The sequence below is a fragment of the Bacillus sp. AFS088145 genome (assembly GCF_002564465.1).
In the GTDB taxonomy this organism is placed as follows: Bacteria; Bacillota; Bacilli; order Bacillales; family Bacillaceae_G; genus Gottfriedia.
The window spans coordinates 107,062-130,048 of record NZ_NUUX01000002.1 but is presented as its reverse complement, the minus strand read 5'-3'; the positions used below and the strand labels follow the sequence as shown (position 1 = coordinate 130,048).

Genomic DNA, 22,987 nt, shown 5'->3' with positions numbered 1-22,987 from the left:
TAGTAAAATTAGGTTGAATAAAGAGGAATAGATATTTTTGTAAAATTAATGTATTTTTTTAATATTATATTTATATAACTTACATGTAATCTCTAATCCTGCAATTTAGGTTTACCTTGATTATATTCCGTTCACTTCCCTTTCCCCTGTTCTTAGTGTTAAAGTTAGTTAATAAGAAAATTGTAAATAAACTAAGGAGTATGATATGAGCAAAACAGTAGTATTAGCGGAAAAGCCTTCAGTTGCTAGAGATATAGCTAAAGTGCTAGGGTGCAATCAAAAAGGTAACGGTTTTTTAGAAGGTAAAAAGTATATTGTGACCTGGGCATTAGGGCATCTTGTGACTTTGGCTGATCCAGAGGGATATGATAATAAATATAAGTCATGGAATTTAGAAGATTTACCAATGATTCCAGATAAATTAAAGCTTGTTGTTATTAAAAAGACTGGCAAGCAGTTTCAAGCTGTAAAAACTCAATTATTAAGAAAAGATGTTTCAGATATCGTTATTGCAACAGATGCAGGGCGAGAAGGTGAGCTTGTTGCGAGATGGATTCTTCAATTGGCAAAGGTTAATAAACCAATTAAAAGATTGTGGATTTCTTCTGCAACAGATCAGGCAGTAAAAAAAGGTTTTGAAAATTTACGTAGTGGTAAGGAATATGAAAATCTATATCTTTCTGCTGTAGCAAGAGCTGAGGCAGATTGGATCGTGGGGATTAATGCGACAAGAGCACTAACTTGTAAGCATAATGCTCAACTTTCATGCGGTAGGGTTCAAACTCCGACACTTTCGATGATTTTAGAGCGTGAAAAGGAAATAAAAGAATTTAAGCAACAAACTTATTACGGGTTACAAGTATTAGCAAATAATGTAACTTTTACGTGGCAAAATCGTAAGTCGAATGACCAGAAAATTAAAACGACCGATGAATTACAAAAAATTATTGAAGCGATAAAAGGTAAACAGATAAAGATTAAGGAAGTTTCGACTGCTGAAAAAAAATCTTTTGCTCCGCAGCTTTATGATTTAACTGAGCTTCAAAGAGAGGCGAATAAAAGATTTAACTTTTCACCTAAAGAAACCTTATCCATCATGCAAAAGCTATATGAGCACCATAAAGTTGTTACGTATCCACGAACTGATTCAAGATACTTATCATCGGATTTAGTTGATACATTAAAGGAACGTTTATTAGCATGTAACATAAAACCTTATGGAAAAATCATTATGAAGTTAACGAATCAACCGATTAAAGTAAATAAGTCCTTTGTAGATGATAATAAAGTTTCAGATCACCATGCGATTATACCAACAGAGCAGGCACCTATATTAAGTGAACTTTCTTCAAAAGAATTTAAAATATATGATCTAATCGTAAGAAGATTTTTAGCAGTCCTACTACCTCCATATGTATATGAGCAAGAAAAAGTTATCGCAGAAATTGATAATGAGATATTTGTTGCGAAAGGTAAAAGGGTTATCTCACTGGGATGGAAAGAAGTCTTTAAAGACGAAGACGATCTTGATAGTACAGAAGATCAACGATTACCAATTATTAATGAGAATGAGCGTCTTGAAGTAGCTAAAGTCATTGAAACAAAAGGGCATACGAAACCACCAGCATACTTTAATGAAGCCACACTTTTAAGTGCAATGGAAAATCCAGTTCATTTTATGTCTGGTAATAGTAATGATTTAAAGAAGACGATTGGCGAAACAGGCGGATTGGGAACAGTTGCAACAAGAGCGGATATTATTGAAAAACTTTACAGTAGCTTTTTAATTGAAAAAAAGGGAAAAGATATTTTCATCACAAATAAAGGCAAACAATTATTAAACCTTGTTCCAGAAGCTTTGAAGTCACCAGCTTTAACGGCCGAGTGGGAGCAGAAGCTTCAAGCCATTTCCAAAGGTAAATTAGCTAAATCTAAATTTATGAGTGAAATGATTAGTTTCTCTTCAGATGCTGTGAAAGAAATAAAACAAACTGAACAAAAGTTTAAGCATGATAACATGACTAGTACTAAATGTCCTGACTGCGGAAAGCTTATGTTAGAAGTAAACGGTAAACGTGGAAAAATGTTAGTTTGCCAGGACAGGGAATGTGGTCATCGAAAAACCATTTCACAGTCAACTAACACGAGATGTCCTAATTGCTTCAAACGTTTAGAACTAAGAGGCGAAGGAGAAGGTCAAATTTTTGTATGTGCATGTGGGCATAGAGAAAAACTTTCTACTTTTAAAGATCGACGTTCGAAAGAAAAAAATAGTAAAGTTTCAAAACAAGATGTTCAAAAATATTTAAAGAAACAGAACAAACAAGATGATGAACCATTTAATAACCCATTTGCAGAAGCCTTAGCGAAGCTGAAAAAACAATAAAGGCAGGGACCCTGCACTATAACCAGTCATATGAGTTTACTCTATGACTGGTTTTTTTCGTTCAATTGCATATTCATCCACGACTTCACTATAATGATCGTCAAAATAAGTGTCCAGTTCCTTTTTTATCTTTTTTGATAGGACTGGACTTTTACCAGAAGTTGAGACTGATACAATAAGGTCTCCTCTACGAACCACTGCTGGTGTATGGAAATCACTATTATTTTGATCACTTACATCATTAAACCATTGGAAATCTGATGTGCAATCTTTGACGAATTTATTTATATTTTTATCGTCTGTAGCTGCAATAACAATGTGAGCTCCAGTTAGATCAGCTTTTTCAAAATACTTATTTAAATATTTTATTGTAGGTAACTGTTTAAATTCATCACATAGTTGAGGGCTAATAATCGTAATTGAAGCACCACTTTTTATAAATGCTTTTGCTTTTCGAAAAGCGATTTTTCCTCCACCGATGATCGTAATCTTTTTGTTTTGAAGTGAGAAAACTAATGGAATCATTTCAGTCACTCTAATCGCTCCTATCTATTAATTGTATGGACAAATATTTATGCATAACCATTTTATCATATGTATAACCAATTTTTAGAAATAGCTAATTAATGAACTATTAGCGGTTTTTCATGTCTTTTATTGTAAAAATGATACAGTTTTGTTAACAATTCAATAAAAGTTCATCTTTTCTTTAGCATAAAAGTATTTTTTCTGTTAGGATAATTAGTATTATTTTTTCTGAAAAGATAATGATAAGACTGGAATCTAAATTAAAGAAAAGGTGAGTATTATGTTTAACAAATTAAAAAAAATGTTCGGTTTAGAGGAAGAACAACAACAAGGATCTGCTCCTGTAACTAAAGAAACAGCTAAGGAAGTTGTCATTAAAGCACCATTAACTGGAGAAATACATCCACTATCTGAAGTACCAGATCCTGTATTTGCAGAAAAAATGATGGGTGATGGATTTGCTATTACACCTTCAGAGGGTGTTGTCGTAGCTCCTTTTGATGGAGAAATCGTACAAGTATTCCATACGAAACACGCTATTGGAATTCGTTCAAATGAGGGTGTTGAAATCTTAATTCACGTTGGACTAGAAACAGTTAAACTAAATGGTGAAGGTTTCGATGCTCATATAACAGAAGGACAAAAAGTTAATGCAGGAGATCATTTATTAACATTCAATATTGACTATATAAAAGAAAATGCAAAAAGCACAATTACTCCAGTTATTTTTACAAATGGAGATGTGCTAGAAAATATTAAAGTTACAGCAACTGGCTCAATTCAAAGAGGCTCAGATGCAGCTGTTGCTACATTAAAATAAAAAAATAGCCCTAGGGCTATTTTTTTATGCAGTTCTTACTTTTAAATGTTGTTTTCGCTTTACATTTAAACCAATGAACAATGGTTTTATAGTAGGTTGTGATTCAATAATAAATTTCTTCGCAACCATGGGCACAGCTAAGCCAATCATTGTGTACAATAACGGCCCATAATCGAAAAACTGTGAAAAAACAGCATTCGCAAAGATATGGATGTACATTATTGTTAATGATTCTTTACCAAATATTGTGCAAGGTTGGATAAATTGTAGTTTTGCTAGCTTTTGACATAAATAAAGTACGGCAATCGTCATTGTTATTGGAATTAAAGCATCTAAAAATAAATGGTTATATCTTAAATATTTAAGACTTAGATGGTAGTCCAATTTATTCAATTCATATAAGGTCATATAAACGATGCTAAGCACAATACATGACATTCCAAGGAAGTTAGAAATTGACGCTATCAGTTTTTTTGCAAAGAATCCTAATCCTAAAAAGAAAATAGCTAGTAGAGCAACATCCATATTCCACGGAATCGAAATTTGATTAAAGGTATTTTTACCAATCTGTGGAATTAATTTAATTGTTTCAAAATGTGCAAGCAAATAGCAAGCAATTACGATGAATAGACGGGTACTATTCTTTTTAAAGTATAAACAGATTAACGCAAATAATATTTGTGTAATAAATAAGCATGTCACATACCAAAATACGCCATGGACTCCAGTAATAAATCTACCACCAATTAACAATGATAGGACTTCTTTTGATAAATTTGATTGGTTAATGGTTCCGTCTATTACCTCGATTGTCATGTTATATAAACTAAATAAAACCAAATACGTACAGTAGGGTACAAGCAATCTACATGTTAGTTTTTTGATATAAAATTTGAGTTCATTAATTGAATTGACCGGTTTAAATAAATAGCCACTAATAATAAAAAATAGAGGCATATGGAACCAGTAAATAAATGTAATAGAATTCGGACCTTCTGTAGAATGACCATAAACAACCAAAAAGATGCCGATCATTTTGGCAACATCCAACCATTTTTCACGTTCTATTTTCATTTTATCACCTTGTTTTTATGGCTCGCTTAAAGCAAAAAACTTCAAATCATAGCCAATTTTTTTAAATAATGTCCAACATATTGTAACGGATGAGTATTACAAAGCGACAACATGGACGTTACAATCAAGTTATAAAATGTAAATAAATATTTCATAAATGCTACAAATAAATATGGATATTAAGTGTAGCATCGGAGGAAATGTTTTGGTAGAAAATGTAAATTCTCGTTAAAAATTATTAATAATCAGTTCTTTCGACAAATATATTAAGTTTTGCATTATATACTTAGCAGGCTGAATTATAAAAGATAGTACACTTTTTAAATAATCATTTCATTAGTCGAGGTGAAGGAAAAACATGGGCTCAATTATTAAAGTTGAAAATCTTAAAAAGAGATATGGGGATTTTTACGCTGTTAATGGAATTAGTTTTGAAGTTGGAAAAGGTGAGGTATTTGGATTACTCGGTCCAAATGGAGCTGGTAAATCAACGACAATGGAAATGCTTGTAGGATTAAGAAAACCAGATGAAGGTACGGCTACTATTGCAGGGCATGTGATCGGTAAAGACTCATATAAAATCAAACAAGAGATTGGAATCCAACTTCAATCAACATCATTATTTGAACTGTTAAAGGTTAAGGAAATTATTGAAATGTATGCAAGCTTTTATCCAAGTCATATCCCGATTCAACCGTTAATTGATGAAATGCTTTTATCTGAAAAACAAAATAGTCTTGTAAAAGGTTTATCAGGAGGACAAAAGCAGCGATTAGCGATTGCATTAGCCTTAATTCATGATCCTCAAATCATATTTTTAGATGAGCCAACTACAGGACTTGATCCACAAGCTCGTAGAACGTTGTGGGATATCATTTTAAAACTAAAACAACGAGGTAAAACAGTCGTTTTATCAACCCACTATATGGATGAGGCTCATGTACTAGCAGATCGCATTGGTATCATGGATAAAGGTAAATTAATTGCGCTAGATACACCAAACAATTTAGTTAGTTCAATTTCTGCAGAGAGTGCGATTGAATTTAAGACAAAAGTACCAGAGCAAGAAGAAAAGTTCGCACATTTAGACAATGTAATGAATGTCGTGATTAACCATGATTTCGTAACATTGTATACTCGTAACTTACAAGCTTCATTAATGGCTTTGCTTGAGTATACAAAAGAACAAGATATGACGATTTCAGATTTATCGACTAGAACTGCGACTCTTGAGGACGTATTCTTACATATGACTGGAAGGGGGTTACGTGAAGAATGAAGGCTTATTATCAATTGACTTTAGCGCAACTCCGGATTTATGTACGTAATCGTCAAGCACTAATTTGGACACTATTATTTCCTTTTTTCTTTATGATTATTTTCGGATTAATGTTTAACGATGGGAATACAACTAGTTATTCAGTAAACCTAATTGATTATGATAACACTCAAGTAAGTAAACAAATTACAACTGTTTTAGAGAAACAAAAGTCGCTTAAAATTCATAAAAAAACAAATGAATTAAAGTCTAGGAAATTATTATCTGATGGTAAAACCGATTTTGTAATCGTCATTAAAAAGGGATTTCAAAATCAAGTTACATCCAAACAACAATCCGCTCCTGCTCAAATAAAAGTACTTTATAATGAAAGTAATGCAGGCCAGCTTCAAGGTGGAATAGCAACGATTACAGCATATGTTGATGCTGCTAGTAAACAAATGGCAGGGTATACACCTAAAATCGTAACGGACTTTAAAGGAGTAGCTGGAATTACTCTTTCATATTTAGACTTTTTAGTACCTGGAATTATTGCAATGCAAATCATGAATAATAATATGAATGGTGTCGCTGGTCAAATTGCGTCTTGGAGAGAACGAGGTGTATTAAGACGAATGCAAGGCACCACATTAAGAGCCTCAACGTTTATTGCCGCACAAATCACAGCAAGGCTAATATTGAATAGCTTACAAGCCATCTTAACCATTCTAATTGGCTACTTTGGATTCGACGTAAGTATTCGAGGATCATTCCTTTTAGTAGTATTGTTTGTAGTATTAGGTACATTAACATTTATGAGCATTGGATTTATTATAGCAAGTTTAGCGAAAAGTCCAGAAAGTGCTGGACCAATTGCAGGCTTCATTTCGTTCCCACTAATGTTTTTAGGTGGAGTATTTTTCCCTATAAATAATATGCCCGAATATTTACAACCGATTATAAAGACAATTCCAATTACGCATTTATCAACCGCAATGCGTGACATCATGAATGTCGGAGCATCATTTGGAGATTTACTTCCGGATTTCGGCTGGTTATGCGTCTGGATGGTCGTAAGTTTCTTAATCGCTGCACGTACATTTAGATGGGAGTAAGGGCAGAAACTAGATAATGAATAATGTAGATGAAACAAAGTAAATTAAAGTATTTGATCAGAAAAGACTTTCGCTAATTTTAGTGAAAGTCTTTTTTATTTTCCCTTTTCTTTATCCCAACTCCCATTCTTGCTTTTAAGAATAGTTATGCAGTATTTATTGCATACTATCTAAAAATTAAGATTAGGTGAGTTATAGGTGAGTTCAATATTTGAAATCTATTTACGTGATGTAAAGCGAGTTGTAACAAATTGGGCCGCATTGATGATTATCATTGGCTTAATTATCATGCCCTCAATGTATGCATGGTTTAATATAAAGTCCTCTTGGGATCCGTACGGCAATACAAAGGGCTTAAAGATCGCAATAGTAAATGAGGATCGTGGTGCTACTGTCTTAAACAATAAAATTAATATCGGAAACGAAGTAATACATTCTTTAAAACAAAATCCTTCATTAGGCTGGAGATTTACAAGTAAAAAAGTCGCAAATGAAGGGGTTAAACAAGGAAAATATTACGCTAGTATTTTAATTCCAAATGATTTTTCAACTAAAATTAGCACAGTTTTAACAGATCATCCTCAAAAACCTGAACTAGTTTATCAAGTTAATGAAAAGCTAAATATTGTTGCGCCGAAATATACTGAAAAAGGTGCAACAGGTATTGCGAGTGAGATTACAAAGAAATTTGAAAAGACCGTAAGTAAGGAAGTATTGCAGGAGTTTAATAAAATAGGGATTGATTTACAAGCAAATTTACCTGAAATAAAAAAATTTGAGCAAATGGTTTTTAAGCTTGAAAAAGATTTACCCGAAATAAAGACAACTGTGAATACAGCCTTAAATGACTATAAAAAAGTACAAAGCGCTATTCAAACTACAAAAAAAGACATGGAATTGATTAATAACATCGTAGCAAACGGTGAAAAATTAACGGCTAGTTTAAGTGGATTTTTTAATCAAATTAACAAAGCAATTCAAGATTCAACTCCATTTATTAAAGAGACACTTAACCTACTCCAGAACCAGTCTGTAGTTATACAAAGTACATTATCACAATTACAGAATCAAACGATTAGTCAAGACGAATCCATGAGGCTATCGAATGATATCGGAAAAGTACTACCGAATTCAAGAAATATGGTTACTTCTTTAAATCAAGTTCTTCAATCGTTTAATAGCTTAGGTACTACAGCAGATTTTAGTAAAGATGTTAGTTCATTAAAAAATCTAGAAGCAGATTTAATGATGATTCAAAATGAGAATGCTCAATTAAAAAGTGCAATACAAAGCGGAAACGGACTACCGAATGATTTACTTCAAAAAATGAATGAGCGCGCGGCAAATATAAATAACAAAATAAACAGTTTAACTGGAAATTTTGATCAAGATTTAGCGCCAAAAATAAGTGAAGCTTCAAGATTAGTGAATGAATCATTAAAAAATACCCAGACTGTTTTGGCTGATGCAAAAACGAGTATACCTACAATAAAAGATGTACTCCAGGACACATCAAATTTATTAGAAACGAAAAAGGGTGATATACAACAATTAGTAAATGAGTTACCAATGATTGAAGCGAAAATAAAACAAATAGCTAATCAGATTAGAAAGGCTAAAGAAAAAGGAAGCATCGAGGATTTAATTAATTTTCTACGAACAGATATCGAAAAGGTAAGCAACTTTTATTCCAGCCCAATCCAAATAAAAACGGAGCGAATGTTTCCGATACCGAATTATGGTACAGGCTTGACCCCTTTTTATACAACATTGTCGTTATGGGTAGGAGCTTTATTAATGGTATCGTTATTAACTACTGAAGTTCATGAAGAAAAGCCATATAAAAGTAGAGAAGTTTATTTTGGAAGACTATTGACCTTTGTAACTATTGGGGTATTACAGACATTAGTAGTGACTACTGGTAACTTCCTGATACTAGGTACTTATGCAGCAAGTAAAGGTTATTTTATCTTATTTGCACTATTGATTAGCATTGTATTTACGTTTATTGTTTATACGCTTGTTTCAGTTTTCGGTAATATCGGGAAAGGCATCGGTATTATCTTTTTGGTTCTCCAAATATCTGGAGCGGGAGGAGTTTATCCGATTCAAGTAACTCCGCCATTTTTCCAAAAAATAAACCCGTTTCTGCCTTTTACCTATGCATTAAGCTTATTAAGGGAGGCGACTGGTGGGATCGTTTGGGAAACCATTTATAAGGACCTTCCAATACTAGTTCTTTTTGTCATTATTGCAATCATAGTGGGGGTAGTTCTTAAAGCAACTATTAATAATAGAGCAAGTAAAATTGCGGATCTTTCCAAGAAGAGTAGACTCATCCATTAGTCGTTTGAAAAAATAAATTCATATAAAAATCATTGAACTGTTTTGCCAAGTGCTATAACATAGATAAAAGTTATATCTTCATAGCTTTAGGAGAAGTAGGTGTTTTGTATGAAATTATCAGTTGTTGTATATTGCTATAACAATGGAGAAAATTTTGAGAGATTTCACGTTAATTTATCAAATACAGTAAAGTTACTTAAAGAAGATTATGAAATTATTTATATAAACGACGGAAGTGATGATGATACACTACTAGCACTTCAAGTTGTTGCAAATCATAGCAGTCATTTGAAATATATCTCGTTTACTCGCCGGTTCGGAAGAGAGGGAGCAATTTGTGCTGGACTTGAACATGCAAAAGGCGATGTAGTCATCCTAATGGATGGAAACTTTGTACATCCACCGAATGTTATTTTAGAGATGATGGATGAATACAAAAAGGGGTATAACCATGTAGTTGCATCGAAAAAAATAGAGAATTCAGTTCTAAAAAAAGCAAAAAAAGGCATTTTTGAGAAGGTTATTAAAAAATTTGTGGACCCTGATATTTTGCAAAACGAATCAGACTTTCGTTTGTTAAGCAGAAAAGTAGTAAATGCAATTTTAAGCATGCCTGAATCAAACCGCTATTCAAAAGGTATTTTTAACTGGATTGGTTACAAAATAAAAACGATTGAGTATGAAATAACATCAAGAATCATTAACAAAGAGTCAGAAGTAAAAAGACTAGATTCGATAAAAAGATCCATTGAATATATACTGTGCTTTAATACAAGACCATTGAGGTTGTTAACGAAAGTCGGATTACTATTAATGGGTATAAGTATTGTAATCTTTATTATGATGAGCTTTAAAGTTCTTTTAGTTGGGATTAGAATTCCTGGTTTATATACCATTTCCAATTTCATTATGTTATTTGGCGGAGTTCAAATCTTGATGATTGGAGTTTTAGGCGAATATTTAGGTAAGATCTATTACGAAACCAAAAGAAGACCCCAATACATTATTGAGGCTTCAAGCTATGATGAAAATTAAATTTTACGATTTGATAAATTTGGAAATTCGACAAGAATCTTGTCGAATTTCTTTTTTCGTTACATAATATTCATAGATAGAATAATATTTTTATGAAAGCTTGGAGAATAAAATGGGGAATATTTATAAAGCTATTCCGGGGGTAGTTCTTTGCCTTTTAATTGCACTTATTAGTGAAACACTTTCTTATATATTGCCGGTTGGAGCAGCTACATTTTCAATCTTAATCGGGTTGATTGTCGGTAATACAGTACACTTAAAGTCTTATTTTGAAGGCGGTAGAAAGTTTGCAGAAAGTAAATTATTAGAGGTCTCAATATGTTTATTAGGAGCAACGATCAGCATTCAAATGATTAACCTACTAGGATTAAAAGGAATTTTGTTAATCGTGACACAAATGTGTTTAGTCATCATTTTTACGATTTGGCTAGGTGAAAAATTAGGCTTTGGTTTGAATTTTAGCTATTTAATGGCAAGTGGAAATGCAGTTTGCGGTTCGTCAGCAATTGGCGCAACAGCCCCAGCTATACAAGCCACTCAAGAAGAAAAGGGACTGGCTGTCACACTTGTAAATATGATGGGAACAGTCTTAATGTTTATTCTGCCTTTAATAGCATCTGTATTATATCACTCAGAAATATTGCCGACCTCTGCACTTATCGGAAGTACATTACAATCAGTAGGACAAGTAGTTGCTAGTGGTAGTTTAGTGAATGATGAAGTAAAGAATTATGCTACTTTATTTAAACTGATTCGAGTAGTTTTTTTAGTTTTTGTAGTTTTTAGCTTGTCGACTATAAAAAGAAGACACATAGCAGAGGAATCTATTGAAAAAGTAAAAATTCAATTTCCTTGGTATGTAATTGGATTTGTCATCCTTTGTGTTTTTTATAGTTTAGGATTGCTACCAGGTTGGGCTGCGAATATTTCAAATAAGACCAGTCACTTATTTGAAATTATTGCACTTGCCGCAATAGGTTTAAATGTAAATCTAAAAATGATCATTAAACAAGGGAAGTCACTTTCACTTTATGCATTAAGCATCGTAGGTTTTCAAATCATCATCGCAATTTTGCTAATTCAAGTAATCTATTAAAAATCGCGAACAACGACAAGAAACAACAAAACAGAGCTATTTCTCGGGAAATTTCGTCAGGAAAGGTGGTATTTCATTGCTTCAACTATCATCAAATTGGAGAGAAAAATTAAAACCAGAGTTTGAAAAACCGTATTTTAAAGATTTATTGCAATTTCTTGAAAAAGAATACAAGGAACAAACAATATACCCTGCCAAAGAGCATTTATTTCAGGCTTTAAACGAGTGTTCATATGAAGATTGTAAAGTTGTGATTATTGGACAAGATCCTTATCATCAGCCAGGTCAAGCGCATGGGTTAAGTTTTTCAGTATTACCGGGAGTAAAAATACCTCCTTCTTTAAGAAATATTTATAAAGAGTTAAATAGCGATTTAGGGTTAGAAATACCAACGAGCGGTTATTTAATTAAGTGGGCGAAGCAGGGGATTTTATTATTAAATACTGTTTTAACTGTTCGGGAAGGGGAACCAAATTCCCACAAAAATAAAGGGTGGGAACTATTTACGAATACGATCTTATCCGAGTTAAATAAGCAAGATCGTCCGGTTATTTTTGTTTTATGGGGTAAACATGCTCAAGCTAAAGAAGAATTGATTACGAGTAACCAACACGTGATATTAAAATCACATCATCCAAGTCCATTGTCAGCTAGTAGAGGATTCTTTGGAAGTAAACCATTTTCACAAATTAACCAAAAACTAGTAGAACTTCAACTAGAACCGATTGACTGGACAGTAGAGTAATCAATAAATGAGATTTAAAGAAGGGTTGTCTTAATAGACAGCCCTTTCTTGTGTTTATTAATTATTACTCAATATAAACTTTTCAACAACTTTAGCGACACCATCTTCATTATTTGTAGAAGTGACATAATCTGCCTGTTGCTTAATTTCTTCAGGAGCATTTCCCATCGCAACGCCTAGTCCAGCAAATTTAATCATCGGTAGGTCATTATATCCATCTCCTACAGCGATTACTTCGTCTTGTCGAATTCCTAAAATTTGAATTAAGTGATTTAGACTTTTACCTTTATCTACTTCACTGTTCGTTAGTTCTAAAAAGAATGGCTTTGAGCGCATGACACTAATTTTACCTTCCAGCTCTTTTTGAAGTATTTTTTCAACTTGAGCTAATTTTTCTGGATCCTCCAACATTAACAATTTTACAACGTCATTTTGAACATGCTCAGTAAAGCTACTTACTTCTTTAATAGGCATGCCTGTGAGCTGGCCTTCGATATCAGTATATTGATTCCCTTTTTCTGTAATAATATCATTTTCAACATATGTATGAACGAAGACATTATGTTTCTTACTAATCTCATAAAGTTCATGTGCTTGCTCTTTTGTTAGCGTACATTCATAAACATTATTTTTTGTTCGATAGTCAGTAATGATTCCTCCGTTAAATGATAGGACATAGCTACCATAATCATGTAGTAATAGTTCCTCAGCTAACTTATGCATAGCAAAGGTTGGTCTACCGGAAGCTAACACTACTTTTACACCCATATCTTGAGCTTTGAGTAAAGCTTCCTTCGTTTTTTGCGAAATAACATGTTGATCCGTTAAAAGTGTGTCATCGATATCCAAAACGATCATTTTATAGTTCAAATTACATTACCTCCTAAAAATTAACTTTTTTAGTATACCACCGTTCGATTAAAATAGTGCTTAATTTGGTTGGTATTCGCTTTCAGAAAAAAGCCATAGTATAATAGGGTTTATTGGATTGTGTTAATAAAGTTTGGTGGTGATTTATCTGAATATCAGTGTAGAAAAAGTAATCCAGCAAATTGAAAATGAGTTACATAAGGCAAAAGTAAGTACGCAAAAACCTGGACAGCTTCGAGAAAGAATTGCCAGTATTCGTTCTTTATGTGAGTTACTTCTTGAAGACGAGAGCAATGTTGAGGTTCCAAAGAATATAGTAACTAGTAGTATCGTTCAATCAATACCAAGTCAGCCTATTATGTCCAGACCTTCTGCTATGCCTAAATTGGATGACTCGGAACAAAGTGGATCATTATTAGATTTTTAAGATAAAGGGGGAGAAGAAGTGAAACTATTTTTCTTATTTGGTAGTATTTTTGCATTTTTAGCAATCGCATTAGGTGCATTTGGAGCACATGGACTTGAGGGGAAAATTTCCGAAAGATCACTTCAAATTTGGCAAAAAGCTGTTCAATATCAAATGTTCCAAACAGGTGGACTATTTATTATTGCATTTTTAATTGATAAATTTGGTTCAACAACTCAATTAATGTGGGCGGGATGGTTATCTATAATTGGAATCATCTTATTCTCAGGAAGCTTGTACATATTAAGTGTATCTGGAATTAAAATATTAGGTGCGATTACTCCACTAGGTGGTTTAGCATTTTTAGTAGCTTGGATATTAGTAGGAATTTCAGTAATGAAATAGGAAAAGTGTTCAATAAAAGTGCAATTATTGCACTATATTGAACACTTTTTTTTAAAGTTGATAAGGCAATGCTATTTCTTCGTCAAATGTGACGTAATCTAAGTAAATTGTCAACAGTATGAAAGTTTTGGTTGTATTTACATCTCTGAGTACAATATGATCACGTCCAGCTCCCATAATATACCCTACAAATACTTGTTGTTGGTGACCAGAGAAAGTCATATAAACGGTAGCAATTTTCCCGCGATTGGCTCTAAGTATATTTTCTACATAGGATTGTTCAAAAAGACCAGCCGGGGTGGTAACTTGACCTTGTTGGGTAATCATACCGCCTGATGGGGCTGCAAATCCTTGCCCCTGTCCGGTTTGTTGTCCTTGCCCTTGGGCAGGTTGCGCCGCACGATAAAGATTTGGATAATATTCGTAAGGATTACTCAAAGAAAAAACCTCCCTTAGTTAAATCAAATTAAACACTGTAAACTTTAGGACAATCTTCAGAAGTTGGTTGATAAAAGCAATGCGACTTAAATCTTCCTGCTAGTTTTTGGTTAAACCAAGTTCCTGGGCATGAACCTGCAGGTCTGAAGAACCATAGGCCATAAGTTGCTGGCCAAAAACGCTGTCCTGCTATTACTTTTCTAGATAGCTCAATATCTTGGTCCCTGGCACGTTGATAAAAGTAAGATTTTTGAACAGCTTCGAATCCACCTGGATTCTGATAAACCATATCTTTTATACTTCGAATGTCTCTAAAATCTAAGCAATCACATAAAACCCTATTAACACATACATTACCAACCATTAACATACCTTCTACACCTTCGCCTTCAGCTTCAGCACGCATTAATCTAGCAAGCAAAGCAACCTCAGCGTCAGTATAACGAATTACAGCCATAAAAAAGCCTCCTCATCCGAATTAAATATTCTGCATGAATCCCATTGGTGATCGGAAAGCGAGGACTAATTAGTTCGTTCACTACTGTAACTATATTAAAATTGAAAGAAACATATGACTTCTTTTCCAACAGGAAAATAAAAAAACTTCTCAAAAAAGAGAAGTCTTTTAATTTATATACTATGATTGTTCGTATTCAGTGGATACTCTTAAGTATTCAATTATACGTAAAGATATTTTGAGAATGCATCTTCTTTTAGAATTGTTCCAACAAAGAATGAACCAAAGACCCCATAACGAGCACTTACTTCATCAAAGCGCATTTCATAGATTAATTTTTTGAATTGAAGTACGTCTTCAGAGAATAAAGTAACGCCCCATTCATAATCATCAAAACCTACAGAACCAGTAATAATTTGTTTAACTTTACCAGCGTAACCACGACCAATTTTTCCATGGCTGTACATCATTTCTTTACGAGCACCTGAAGGAAGCATGTACCAATTATCTTCGCCTTCACGCTTTTTATCCATTGGATAGAAGCATACGTATTGAGATTTTGGTAAAGCAGGGTAAAGTCTAGCGCGAACATGCGGATTTTGATATGGATCGCCATCTTCTTCGCTTAAGTAATTACTTAATTCAACTACAGAAACGTATGAATAAGTTGGAATCATATACTGAGATAATGTAGTTTTATTAATTTCTGTTTCAATATGTAATAACTCATCCATTGTAGGTCGTAAAACCATAAACATAATGTCTGCTTTTTGACCTAAAATATTGTAAATAGCATGGCTACCTTCACCAGAATCAGCAACTTGATTCCATTTTGAGAAAACTTGTTGGAACTCTGTAATCGCTAGTTGACGCTCATCACTACCTAATTGTTTAAAAGCATGCCAATCCATACTTCTAAAATCATGTAAACAATACCAGCCATCTAAAGTTTTTGCAGCTTCACTCATTTTAAATCCCCCAAACGTTATCGTATTGATTTTCATTTATATAGCATACTACAAATAAAAGTATTTTGTAAAAACATACAAAATTATACAATATCCAAATTTAGTTAGAAAATTAGGAATTAATTTACTTTAAATGATAGCGCTTTATTAAATATATTATATTTCTCATTATTCTAAAAAGGTTTTATTCTAATTATGTACAAATAAAATAATTTTAAAGATTTTGGAGGCAATTATGAGCAACTTATTTGAAAGCATTAAACAAAAAGTATCAGGTAAAGGTATTTCAATTGTTTTACCAGAAGGTACAGATGAGAGAATCTTAACAGCAGCTGACAGATTAGCGAAAGAAGATGTATTAAAACCAATTTTAATAGGTAACGTAGAAAACGTAAAAGAAAAAGCGAGTAGCTTAGGATTAGAACTTCAAGGAGTAGAAATTCTAGACCCATCTACTTATGAAGAAATGGAGCAATTAGTTGCATCATTTGTTGAACGCCGTAAAGGAAAAGCGACAGAGGAGCAAGCTCGTAAAACATTATTAGATCCAAACTACTTTGGAACGATGTTAGTATATGCTAACAAGGCTCATGGGTTAGTTAGTGGTGCTACACATTCAACAGCAGATACAGTACGACCAGCGCTTCAAATTATTAAAACAAAACCAGGCGTTACAAAAACATCTGGTGTATTTATCATGGTTCGTGAGGAAGAGAAATACGTATTCGCAGATTGCGCAATTAACATTGCCCCAAATAGCCAAGACTTAGCAGAAATTGCAATTGAAAGTGCAAAAACAGCTAAACTATTTGACATTGACCCTAAAATTGCAATGTTAAGCTTTTCAACTAAAGGATCTGCAAAATCGCCTGAAACTGAAAAGGTTGCTGAAGCAGTTAAAATTGCAAAAGAGCTTGCCCCTGAATTAACTTTAGATGGCGAGTTCCAATTTGATGCAGCATTTGTTCCATCTGTTGCAAAAAGCAAAGCTCCTGGTTCAGTTATTCAAGGTGATGCTAATACATTCGTATTCCCTAGCTTAGAAGCAGGTAATATTGGTTACAAAATTGCTCAACGTTTAGGTAACTTTGAAGCAATCGGACCAATCCTACAAGGATTAAATATGCCTGTTAATGACCTATCTCGTGGTTGTAACAGTGAAGACGTTTATAAATTATCAATCATCACAGCTGCTCAGTCACTTTAATAAGGACAGAGTTAAGAAAAAAGAGTGCTCTTAAGTCAATGAACTTTTGAGCACTCTTTTTCTGTACTTATGATTCTTGCATTGAACTTATATCCGAATTACGATCAATCATTCGTTGCAAATGATAATTATATAATTCTATTTCATCATCAAGTAAGGAGTTAGGAGTTAATTTTGGAGTTAATTTAATTAATGATTGAAGTAGTCTTGTCATTACATCCGTCACTGAAAGATTTAATGATAGTAGTTCGGAAAGAGATGCCATTGTATCAGGAATAATTGTAGGATATTTGAATGAAGTTTCTTTGTGATTAATCGCAATTTCATAAAAATCTTTAATAATTGAAGCACGCTTTGAACCACTTTCGTTAATACATAAATAAATTTGAACAGCAACCCCTTTACGTATCCTACGTTGAGAGATACCCGCAAACTTCTTGTCATCAATACTTAAATCAAAATCGCCTGGACAATATGATCCTACTATTTCTTTTGCAACTATTTTATTTGTTAAATCCTTAAACATATCTTGAATTAGTGCATACATCGTTTCATAGCCATCATTAATTTGTAGCTTATGTTCGGCTTCTGGAAAGAGGATCGATATATTTAGAACACCTTCATCTAAAACAACAGCAAGCCCACCTGAATTTCGTACGATTGCTTTGTATCCATGGTCATTAAGGAATTTAACCCCATTTGTTAAATTCGGTAATCTAGTATCTTGAATACCGAGAACTATTGTGTTGTGGTGTACCCAAGTTCGAATTGTTGTAGGAGACTCCATTTTCCCAATTTTTGTACATAATGTGTCATCTAATGCAAAAGATTGGATCGCCTCAAAGGATGGCCCTAAAGTTGAGCCGTCTATAAAACGTATTTCATCTGTTTGTAACCGATTCAAATGTTGATTCATTAAATAAGCCCCTTGCGTTTTGCGTTGTTTTCCTATTTTAGCATGATTTTAAACTAAATAAAAAAACTTCATATGAAAAACAGCTAGCATTCTTTAAATAATCATTTTTAGGAAATTAATAGATTGTAACAGGATTTTCAAATTTAGTATGCATGAAAATAGAGGAACTAAATCAAAATTAAGATTTAGTCCCTCTATAATTATGACAATGTTATTCTGCAATTTTTTCTAAATTTCCGTTTTTATCCATTCTAAAGGATGTTGCTGCTGGTTTCTCTTCCTCTTCAAATAATACTAATTTTCTAGCACGGTTCATTATTTTCATCATTGTTTCATAGTCTTCTTGAACAGTAGTAGCGTCTTTTTCAAGCTTTTCTACTTGTCTCTGTAACTGTGAATTTCGTTCCTGTAATTGCATAAGCTCTCTTTTTAGTTGATCATTTTCACGGACTAAACGATCGCTCCCAATCTGACTACTTGAAAGACCTTGTAAGAACTGGATGACGTCAAACATTGTAATTGAGCTTTTTCTTGTACTCATTGGTGAAGCAGGTGGAGTCTGTGATTGATACTGAGTTTGAACGGAAGGAATACTTGAAAATATCTCAGTCGTTGGTTCCTCATTATGCGTTACTTCTAAACTTGCATCATTTTCAATTTCAGTTTCCACAAAAGACCCAAATTCTTGATCGAGTTCAACACCATATTCTAAATCTTGTTCATCATTTAAATAACGATCAAAATTACTAGATACATCTGTTTGTATATAACTAGATTCAGAAGGTGTATATAATAATTTTTTCTTAGCATCTTCACCTTTAGCGTGACGAAGCTTTTCTTTACGGAATTTCTTTGCTAATTGAAGTGCTTTTTCATAATTATAGCGAACTACAGCATTCCAACGAAAACCACATGCAGCCGAAGTCCGTTCTAAAACATCGCCTACTTCTTCAAAGGCATTTAATTGGGTACTACCTTCTCGTACATGACGTAGAACGGTTTCTGCTAAAAGTAAATCATTTTCTTCAGTCCAAGCATCCTGTCTTAATTTCATCATAGAAATTTCCCCTCAACTTTCCTTTATTCAATTAATCGATTTAATTTCCTAGCTGATTAATAGAAGTTTGGACAAAAAAATAGAAAACTATACAAAAAATAGAAAATAGTAGAATACTATTCGGAGTGATTTAATTGGAAAACTTGCATGTCCTTTTTGGAACGAGTAAAATTACTGCTGAGTATGTTCAATTTAGAACAGAAAGGATTGTAAAAAAATGTCAAATGAATTTAGAATATGTGATGACTGCCAGGCGACAAATATTAAAACATTAGTCCCTCGCTTAAAAAGAATAGATGATGAAGCAGAGATTAAAATTGGTTGTCAATCTTACTGTGGGCCAGGACGAAAAAAATCATTTTGTTTCGTAAATAATCGTCCTTTATCTGCACCAAACGAAGATGATCTACTTGTGAAGATAAAGTCAAAATTAGGTAAGAATTAAACGCTCCTTCATCTTTAGGAGCGTTTTTTTGATATAATAGATTGAAATGTGGAGAAAGCTTGCCCAGCTCTGAAGGGAATATCTCCGTTCAGCTGAAGAAGTGGTGATTTTTCCACTTCGAAGATGGATGGAATATTACCGAAGAGCTAGCTTTCGGAACTAGACACCATGAAATACCTATTTTAACTTTGATATTTAAGGGTTAAGAGATAAAAATTGATAATAAATGTAGAGAAGGTTGGTTTTTACCTTCATTGGAATTTGGCTTATGACCTCGAGGGGCTAACGCCTTGAACTACAAAGAGAAAGATAGAAGAGTCTTGTTCAGAAAGTAAATCAATTAGCATATAAAGAATTAGTATACATATTGAAAGGGGGCCAAGATATGTCATATCGTTTCCAAAAGCTTTACGAGGAAAAAGTATTTAAAGATCCAGTGCATCGTTATATTCACGTAAGAGATCAAGTTATTTGGGATTTAATAGGAACGAAAGAATTTCAGAGACTACGCAGAATTAAACAGCTTGGTACTACTTATCTGACGTTTCATGGAGCTGAGCATAGTCGATTTACTCACTCGCTTGGCGTTTATGAAATTATAAGACGTATGGTAGATGATGTTTTTTCTGGTCGTCCTGAATGGAATGATGATGATCGCTTATTAGCTCTTTGTGCTGGATTATTACATGATGTTGGTCATGGTCCTTTTTCGCATACATTTGAGAAGATATTTAATTTAGATCATGAAGAATTAACGAGAGAAATTATTGAGGGTTCAACAGAAATTAATGAGGTCCTAAGAAAAGTAGGAGATGACTTTCCTAAGAAAGTATCAGAAGTCATTGAGAAAACATCGATGAATAAGTTAGTTACGAGCATGATTTCAAGCCAAATTGACGCAGATCGAATGGATTATCTTCTTAGAGATGCATACTACACTGGCGTAAGTTACGGCAATTTTGATATGGAACGTATTTTGAGAATTATGCGTCCTCGACCAGATGGCGTTGTTATTAAACAATCAGGTATGCATGCTGTTGAGCATTACTTAATTAGTCGATTCCAGATGTACTGGCAAGTTTATTTTCATCCAGTGTCTAGAAGCGCGGAAGCCATATTACAAAAAATATTACAAAGGGCTAAATATTTGCATGAAACAGGTTATCATTTTAATTATGTACCAGTGCATTTTGGTCATTTATTTGAGGGGAAAATTGATTTAGATGAATATATCAAATTAGATGAATCAGTCCTTTTGTATTATTTCCAAGTATGGCAGGAGGAATCTGACCAAATCTTGAGTGATCTATGTCAACGGTTCTTAAATCGAAAATTATTTCAATATGTAGACTTTGATACACAAAAACATACTGAAAAGTTTGCTGAATTAAAAGAGTTATTTTTAGAAATAGACATTGACCCGGAATACTATTTAGTTATTGATACGATTTCAGACGAGGCTTATGATTATTTTAGGTATGGTGAAGAAGGTGGAAAGAAGCCAATTTTACTATTGCAAACGAATGGTGATTTGAAAGAAATCTCGCGTAAATCAGAGCTAGTAGATGGAATAACTGGTAAAAAGTTATTCGATTCTAAGTTATATTTTCCTCATGATTTAATTTATAACAATCCTGATGAAAAGAAAAAGAAAGTAATCGAAATGATTGAAGAAATAGCAGGGGCTAAAAGAAGATAAAAATAGTAAACGGAAGTTACCCCCCGTTTACTCATTATTTAGACAAAGTACTAAAAACTTCAGACTGATTGCAAGCGTTTGTCAACAGTCTGACGTTTACGATTGATGTATGTAAGGAATTCTATTCGTCACTAAGGCGCTTGCCTGCAACTGCATAATGATTTTTTGTCATTTCTTCAATGAAAACAACAATCTTATCAGTTGGAGCTCCTGTTGTTTCACTTACAGCATCAGTAACTTTTTCAACTAATGCTTTCTTTTGTTCTTCAGTGCGACCTTCTAGCATTTTTACTGTAACGTATGGCATATTATGACCTCCTTCGTTTTGTCATTTTTATTATAACTCAGGAAGTCAGAATAATAACGATTAAATCGATTAACATTGAAGAAATCATAAAGAATAAATTAAACTATTAATAAATTAACCGTTCAGTTACATAAAACAGCATTTTTATTCGAAAGGAGCAAAGAATGGGATCATTTTTTCAATATCCATTAAAAGACATACCATTAATATTATTAGTTGTTGCAATTTCGTTATCAGTTCATGAATTTGCGCATGCTTATGTAGCTTATAAATTTGGAGATGACACGGCAAAAAGACAAGGCCGATTAACGCTTTCTCCATTTAGACATTTAGATATTTTCGGTACAATTGCGATTATTATTTTAGGCTTTGGTTGGGCAAGACCAGTTCCTGTAAATCGCCATAACTTTAAACATCCGAGATTAGCAGGAATCTTAACCACTGCGGCGGGTCCGATTAGTAATTTAATTTTAGCGACGCTTGGTTTAATCGCTTATTCACTATTATATAAATACGGATTTTTTCATTCTTTCCCACAAGCACTATCACTTACTTTAGATTCTTTTTTTAATATTTTCATTCAAATGAATATCGTATTATTTGTATTTAACTTAATTCCTCTTCCACCACTAGATGGATATCGAATTTTAGAGGATTTAGCTCCCAATGATCTTCGTGCAAAAATGTCACAATATGAGCAGTATGGAGCATTTGTATTTTTAGTTTTAGTATTAACTCCATTAGATAACTATACAATTCAACCAATTTTCCAGGTTGCTATACCGTCAGTTTTCCACTGGATTAATTCAATTGTTACACCATTAATTTTTTAGGAGGGGCACAATGTCTGATCAACCAAAAAAGAAATCACTAGGTTTTAATATATTAAAAAATGATTCAACGAGTGGGCATGGCGGATTTGGTGTTGGAGCAATTAGTTTAGAAAATATTTCTCCAGTCTTTATTGATATACAAGAGAATGATGTTTTTGTAGATATCGGTGCAATGCATGCAAGAAGTTCAGTTGAAAAAGGAATCAAGTTTTTAACAAGTGAGGATGAAGTTCCTAATGGAAAACCATATTGGTTAGTATGGGTTGCAACTGAGCGAACTGAAAGTGGACCTTATTATGCTGGAGTAACAGGCTGTTACATGACAGTTGATCGTGAAGCTAGAAGAGGATATAAACTTCTTCCTGACCACGTAAATAAAATGGATAAAGCGATGAAACGAAAAATAATGGTTGAACAGATGGATGAAAAGTCTCGTAAATTATTAGCTGATTTCTTAAAATCGCACAATGAAGAGATGTGGAATAATTCATCAAATCAGCTAAAAACAGAACTTTTAGGGTAGTATACTTTTTTGCACATTAAGTAAGTATAAATTGGCAGCGAAGAAGGAAATTC

General features: G+C 33.2%; 24 protein-coding genes. 15 read left to right on the top strand and 9 right to left on the bottom strand.

Annotated elements, in window-relative coordinates; translation table 11 throughout:
• Positions 1-205 precede the first annotated feature (205 nt).
• Positions 206-2,386 carry a DNA topoisomerase III gene (locus COI44_RS01225; protein WP_098426284.1) on the top strand — a complete coding sequence of 727 codons (2,181 nt, stop codon included), beginning with the start codon at positions 206-208 and terminating at the stop codon, positions 2,384-2,386.
• A 36-nt stretch (positions 2,387-2,422) separates the two neighbouring features.
• Here the strand turns inward: COI44_RS01225 and COI44_RS01220 are convergent, their stop codons facing one another.
• Complete coding sequence (locus COI44_RS01220; RefSeq protein WP_286163700.1) at positions 2,423-2,911, bottom strand: precorrin-2 dehydrogenase/sirohydrochlorin ferrochelatase family protein; 489 nt, start codon at positions 2,909-2,911, stop codon at positions 2,423-2,425.
• 283 nt (positions 2,912-3,194) lie between these two features.
• Here COI44_RS01220 and COI44_RS01215 point away from each other — a divergent pair, with 283 nt between their 5' ends.
• A complete protein-coding gene (locus tag COI44_RS01215; protein ID WP_483295449.1) occupies positions 3,195-3,734 on the top strand; it encodes a PTS sugar transporter subunit IIA in 540 nt (179 codons plus the stop codon).
• Positions 3,735-3,758: 24 nt separating this feature from the next.
• On the opposite strand, the gene COI44_RS01210 is transcribed toward COI44_RS01215, so the two are convergent.
• Positions 3,759-4,808 carry an acyltransferase family protein gene (locus COI44_RS01210; protein WP_098426282.1) on the bottom strand — a complete coding sequence of 350 codons (1,050 nt, stop codon included), beginning with the start codon at positions 4,806-4,808 and terminating at the stop codon, positions 3,759-3,761.
• A 358-nt stretch (positions 4,809-5,166) separates the two neighbouring features.
• On the opposite strand from COI44_RS01210, the gene COI44_RS01205 reads away from it, so the two are divergent.
• The 6 genes from COI44_RS01205 (at position 5,167) to COI44_RS01180 (ending at position 12,403) form a co-directional block, all read left to right on the top strand.
• On the top strand, positions 5,167-6,087 hold the full coding sequence (locus COI44_RS01205) for an ABC transporter ATP-binding protein (RefSeq protein WP_098426281.1): 921 nt from the start codon (positions 5,167-5,169) through the stop codon (positions 6,085-6,087).
• Positions 6,084-7,181 (top strand): ABC transporter permease, encoded by a 1,098-nt coding sequence (locus COI44_RS01200; RefSeq protein WP_098426280.1) that lies wholly within the window; start codon positions 6,084-6,086, stop codon positions 7,179-7,181. Before COI44_RS01205 ends, COI44_RS01200 begins: the two co-directional genes overlap by 4 nt.
• 198 nt (positions 7,182-7,379) lie before the next feature.
• A complete protein-coding gene (locus COI44_RS01195; protein ID WP_098426279.1) occupies positions 7,380-9,527 on the top strand; it encodes a YhgE/Pip domain-containing protein in 2,148 nt (715 codons plus the stop codon).
• Between the two features lie 108 nt (positions 9,528-9,635).
• Entirely contained in the window at positions 9,636-10,562 is a 927-nt protein-coding gene (locus tag COI44_RS01190) for a glycosyltransferase family 2 protein (RefSeq protein ID WP_098426278.1), read from the top strand.
• A 112-nt stretch (positions 10,563-10,674) separates the two neighbouring features.
• Positions 10,675-11,658: a YeiH family protein gene (locus COI44_RS01185; RefSeq protein ID WP_098426277.1), complete on the top strand. Its 984-nt coding sequence runs from the start codon at positions 10,675-10,677 to the stop codon at positions 11,656-11,658.
• Between the two features lie 76 nt (positions 11,659-11,734).
• Positions 11,735-12,403, top strand: coding sequence for a uracil-DNA glycosylase (locus COI44_RS01180; protein ID WP_097974809.1), 669 nt, complete (start codon positions 11,735-11,737; stop codon positions 12,401-12,403).
• 57 nt (positions 12,404-12,460) lie between these two features.
• On the opposite strand, the gene COI44_RS01175 is transcribed toward COI44_RS01180, so the two are convergent.
• Entirely contained in the window at positions 12,461-13,273 is an 813-nt protein-coding gene (locus COI44_RS01175; RefSeq protein ID WP_097974810.1) for a Cof-type HAD-IIB family hydrolase, read from the bottom strand.
• A 139-nt stretch (positions 13,274-13,412) separates the two neighbouring features.
• On the opposite strand from COI44_RS01175, the gene COI44_RS01170 reads away from it, so the two are divergent.
• Both COI44_RS01170 and COI44_RS01165 read left to right on the top strand, forming a co-directional pair.
• A complete protein-coding gene (locus COI44_RS01170) occupies positions 13,413-13,700 on the top strand; it encodes a YwdI family protein (RefSeq protein WP_141437768.1) in 288 nt (95 codons plus the stop codon).
• An 18-nt stretch (positions 13,701-13,718) separates the two neighbouring features.
• Complete coding sequence (locus COI44_RS01165) at positions 13,719-14,084, top strand: DUF423 domain-containing protein (protein WP_097974814.1); 366 nt, start codon at positions 13,719-13,721, stop codon at positions 14,082-14,084.
• Between the two features lie 51 nt (positions 14,085-14,135).
• On the opposite strand, the gene gerQ is transcribed toward COI44_RS01165, so the two are convergent.
• The 3 genes from gerQ to hemQ form a co-directional block, all read right to left on the bottom strand.
• Positions 14,136-14,522, bottom strand: coding sequence for a spore coat protein GerQ (gerQ, locus tag COI44_RS01160; protein WP_286133486.1), 387 nt, complete (start codon positions 14,520-14,522; stop codon positions 14,136-14,138).
• Positions 14,523-14,550: 28 nt separating this feature from the next.
• Entirely contained in the window at positions 14,551-14,979 is a 429-nt protein-coding gene (locus COI44_RS01155; RefSeq protein ID WP_097974816.1) for a cell wall hydrolase, read from the bottom strand.
• A 221-nt stretch (positions 14,980-15,200) separates the two neighbouring features.
• Complete coding sequence (hemQ, locus tag COI44_RS01150) at positions 15,201-15,947, bottom strand: hydrogen peroxide-dependent heme synthase (RefSeq protein WP_097974818.1); 747 nt, start codon at positions 15,945-15,947, stop codon at positions 15,201-15,203.
• A 235-nt stretch (positions 15,948-16,182) separates the two neighbouring features.
• On the opposite strand from hemQ, the gene pta reads away from it, so the two are divergent.
• On the top strand, positions 16,183-17,154 hold the full coding sequence (gene pta, locus COI44_RS01145; RefSeq protein ID WP_098426276.1) for a phosphate acetyltransferase: 972 nt from the start codon (positions 16,183-16,185) through the stop codon (positions 17,152-17,154).
• A 67-nt stretch (positions 17,155-17,221) separates the two neighbouring features.
• Here pta and lipL read toward each other — a convergent pair whose 3' ends face one another.
• Positions 17,222-18,070 (bottom strand): octanoyl-[GcvH]:protein N-octanoyltransferase, encoded by an 849-nt coding sequence (gene lipL, locus COI44_RS01140; RefSeq protein ID WP_098426275.1) that lies wholly within the window; start codon positions 18,068-18,070, stop codon positions 17,222-17,224.
• Positions 18,071-18,281: 211 nt separating this feature from the next.
• Positions 18,282-19,124 (bottom strand): RsfA family transcriptional regulator, encoded by an 843-nt coding sequence (locus COI44_RS01135; protein WP_098426324.1) that lies wholly within the window; start codon positions 19,122-19,124, stop codon positions 18,282-18,284.
• A gap of 220 nt (positions 19,125-19,344) precedes the next feature.
• On the opposite strand from COI44_RS01135, the gene COI44_RS01130 reads away from it, so the two are divergent.
• Positions 19,345-19,572 carry a YuzB family protein gene (locus COI44_RS01130; RefSeq protein WP_025671004.1) on the top strand — a complete coding sequence of 76 codons (228 nt, stop codon included), beginning with the start codon at positions 19,345-19,347 and terminating at the stop codon, positions 19,570-19,572.
• Positions 19,573-19,957: 385 nt separating this feature from the next.
• The gene (locus COI44_RS01125) at positions 19,958-21,271 is read left to right on the top strand and encodes an HD domain-containing protein (RefSeq protein ID WP_098426274.1); all 1,314 of its coding nucleotides are present in this window, start codon (positions 19,958-19,960) and stop codon (positions 21,269-21,271) included.
• Positions 21,272-21,392: 121 nt separating this feature from the next.
• Here COI44_RS01125 and COI44_RS01120 read toward each other — a convergent pair whose 3' ends face one another.
• On the bottom strand, positions 21,393-21,578 hold the full coding sequence (locus COI44_RS01120) for a 2-hydroxymuconate tautomerase (protein WP_098232055.1): 186 nt from the start codon (positions 21,576-21,578) through the stop codon (positions 21,393-21,395).
• 164 nt (positions 21,579-21,742) lie between these two features.
• On the opposite strand from COI44_RS01120, the gene COI44_RS01115 reads away from it, so the two are divergent.
• Positions 21,743-22,411: a site-2 protease family protein gene (locus tag COI44_RS01115; RefSeq protein WP_069033700.1), complete on the top strand. Its 669-nt coding sequence runs from the start codon at positions 21,743-21,745 to the stop codon at positions 22,409-22,411.
• Positions 22,412-22,421: 10 nt separating this feature from the next.
• A complete protein-coding gene (locus tag COI44_RS01110) occupies positions 22,422-22,934 on the top strand; it encodes a YwhD family protein (protein WP_098426273.1) in 513 nt (170 codons plus the stop codon).
• Positions 22,935-22,987: the final 53 nt, after the last annotated feature.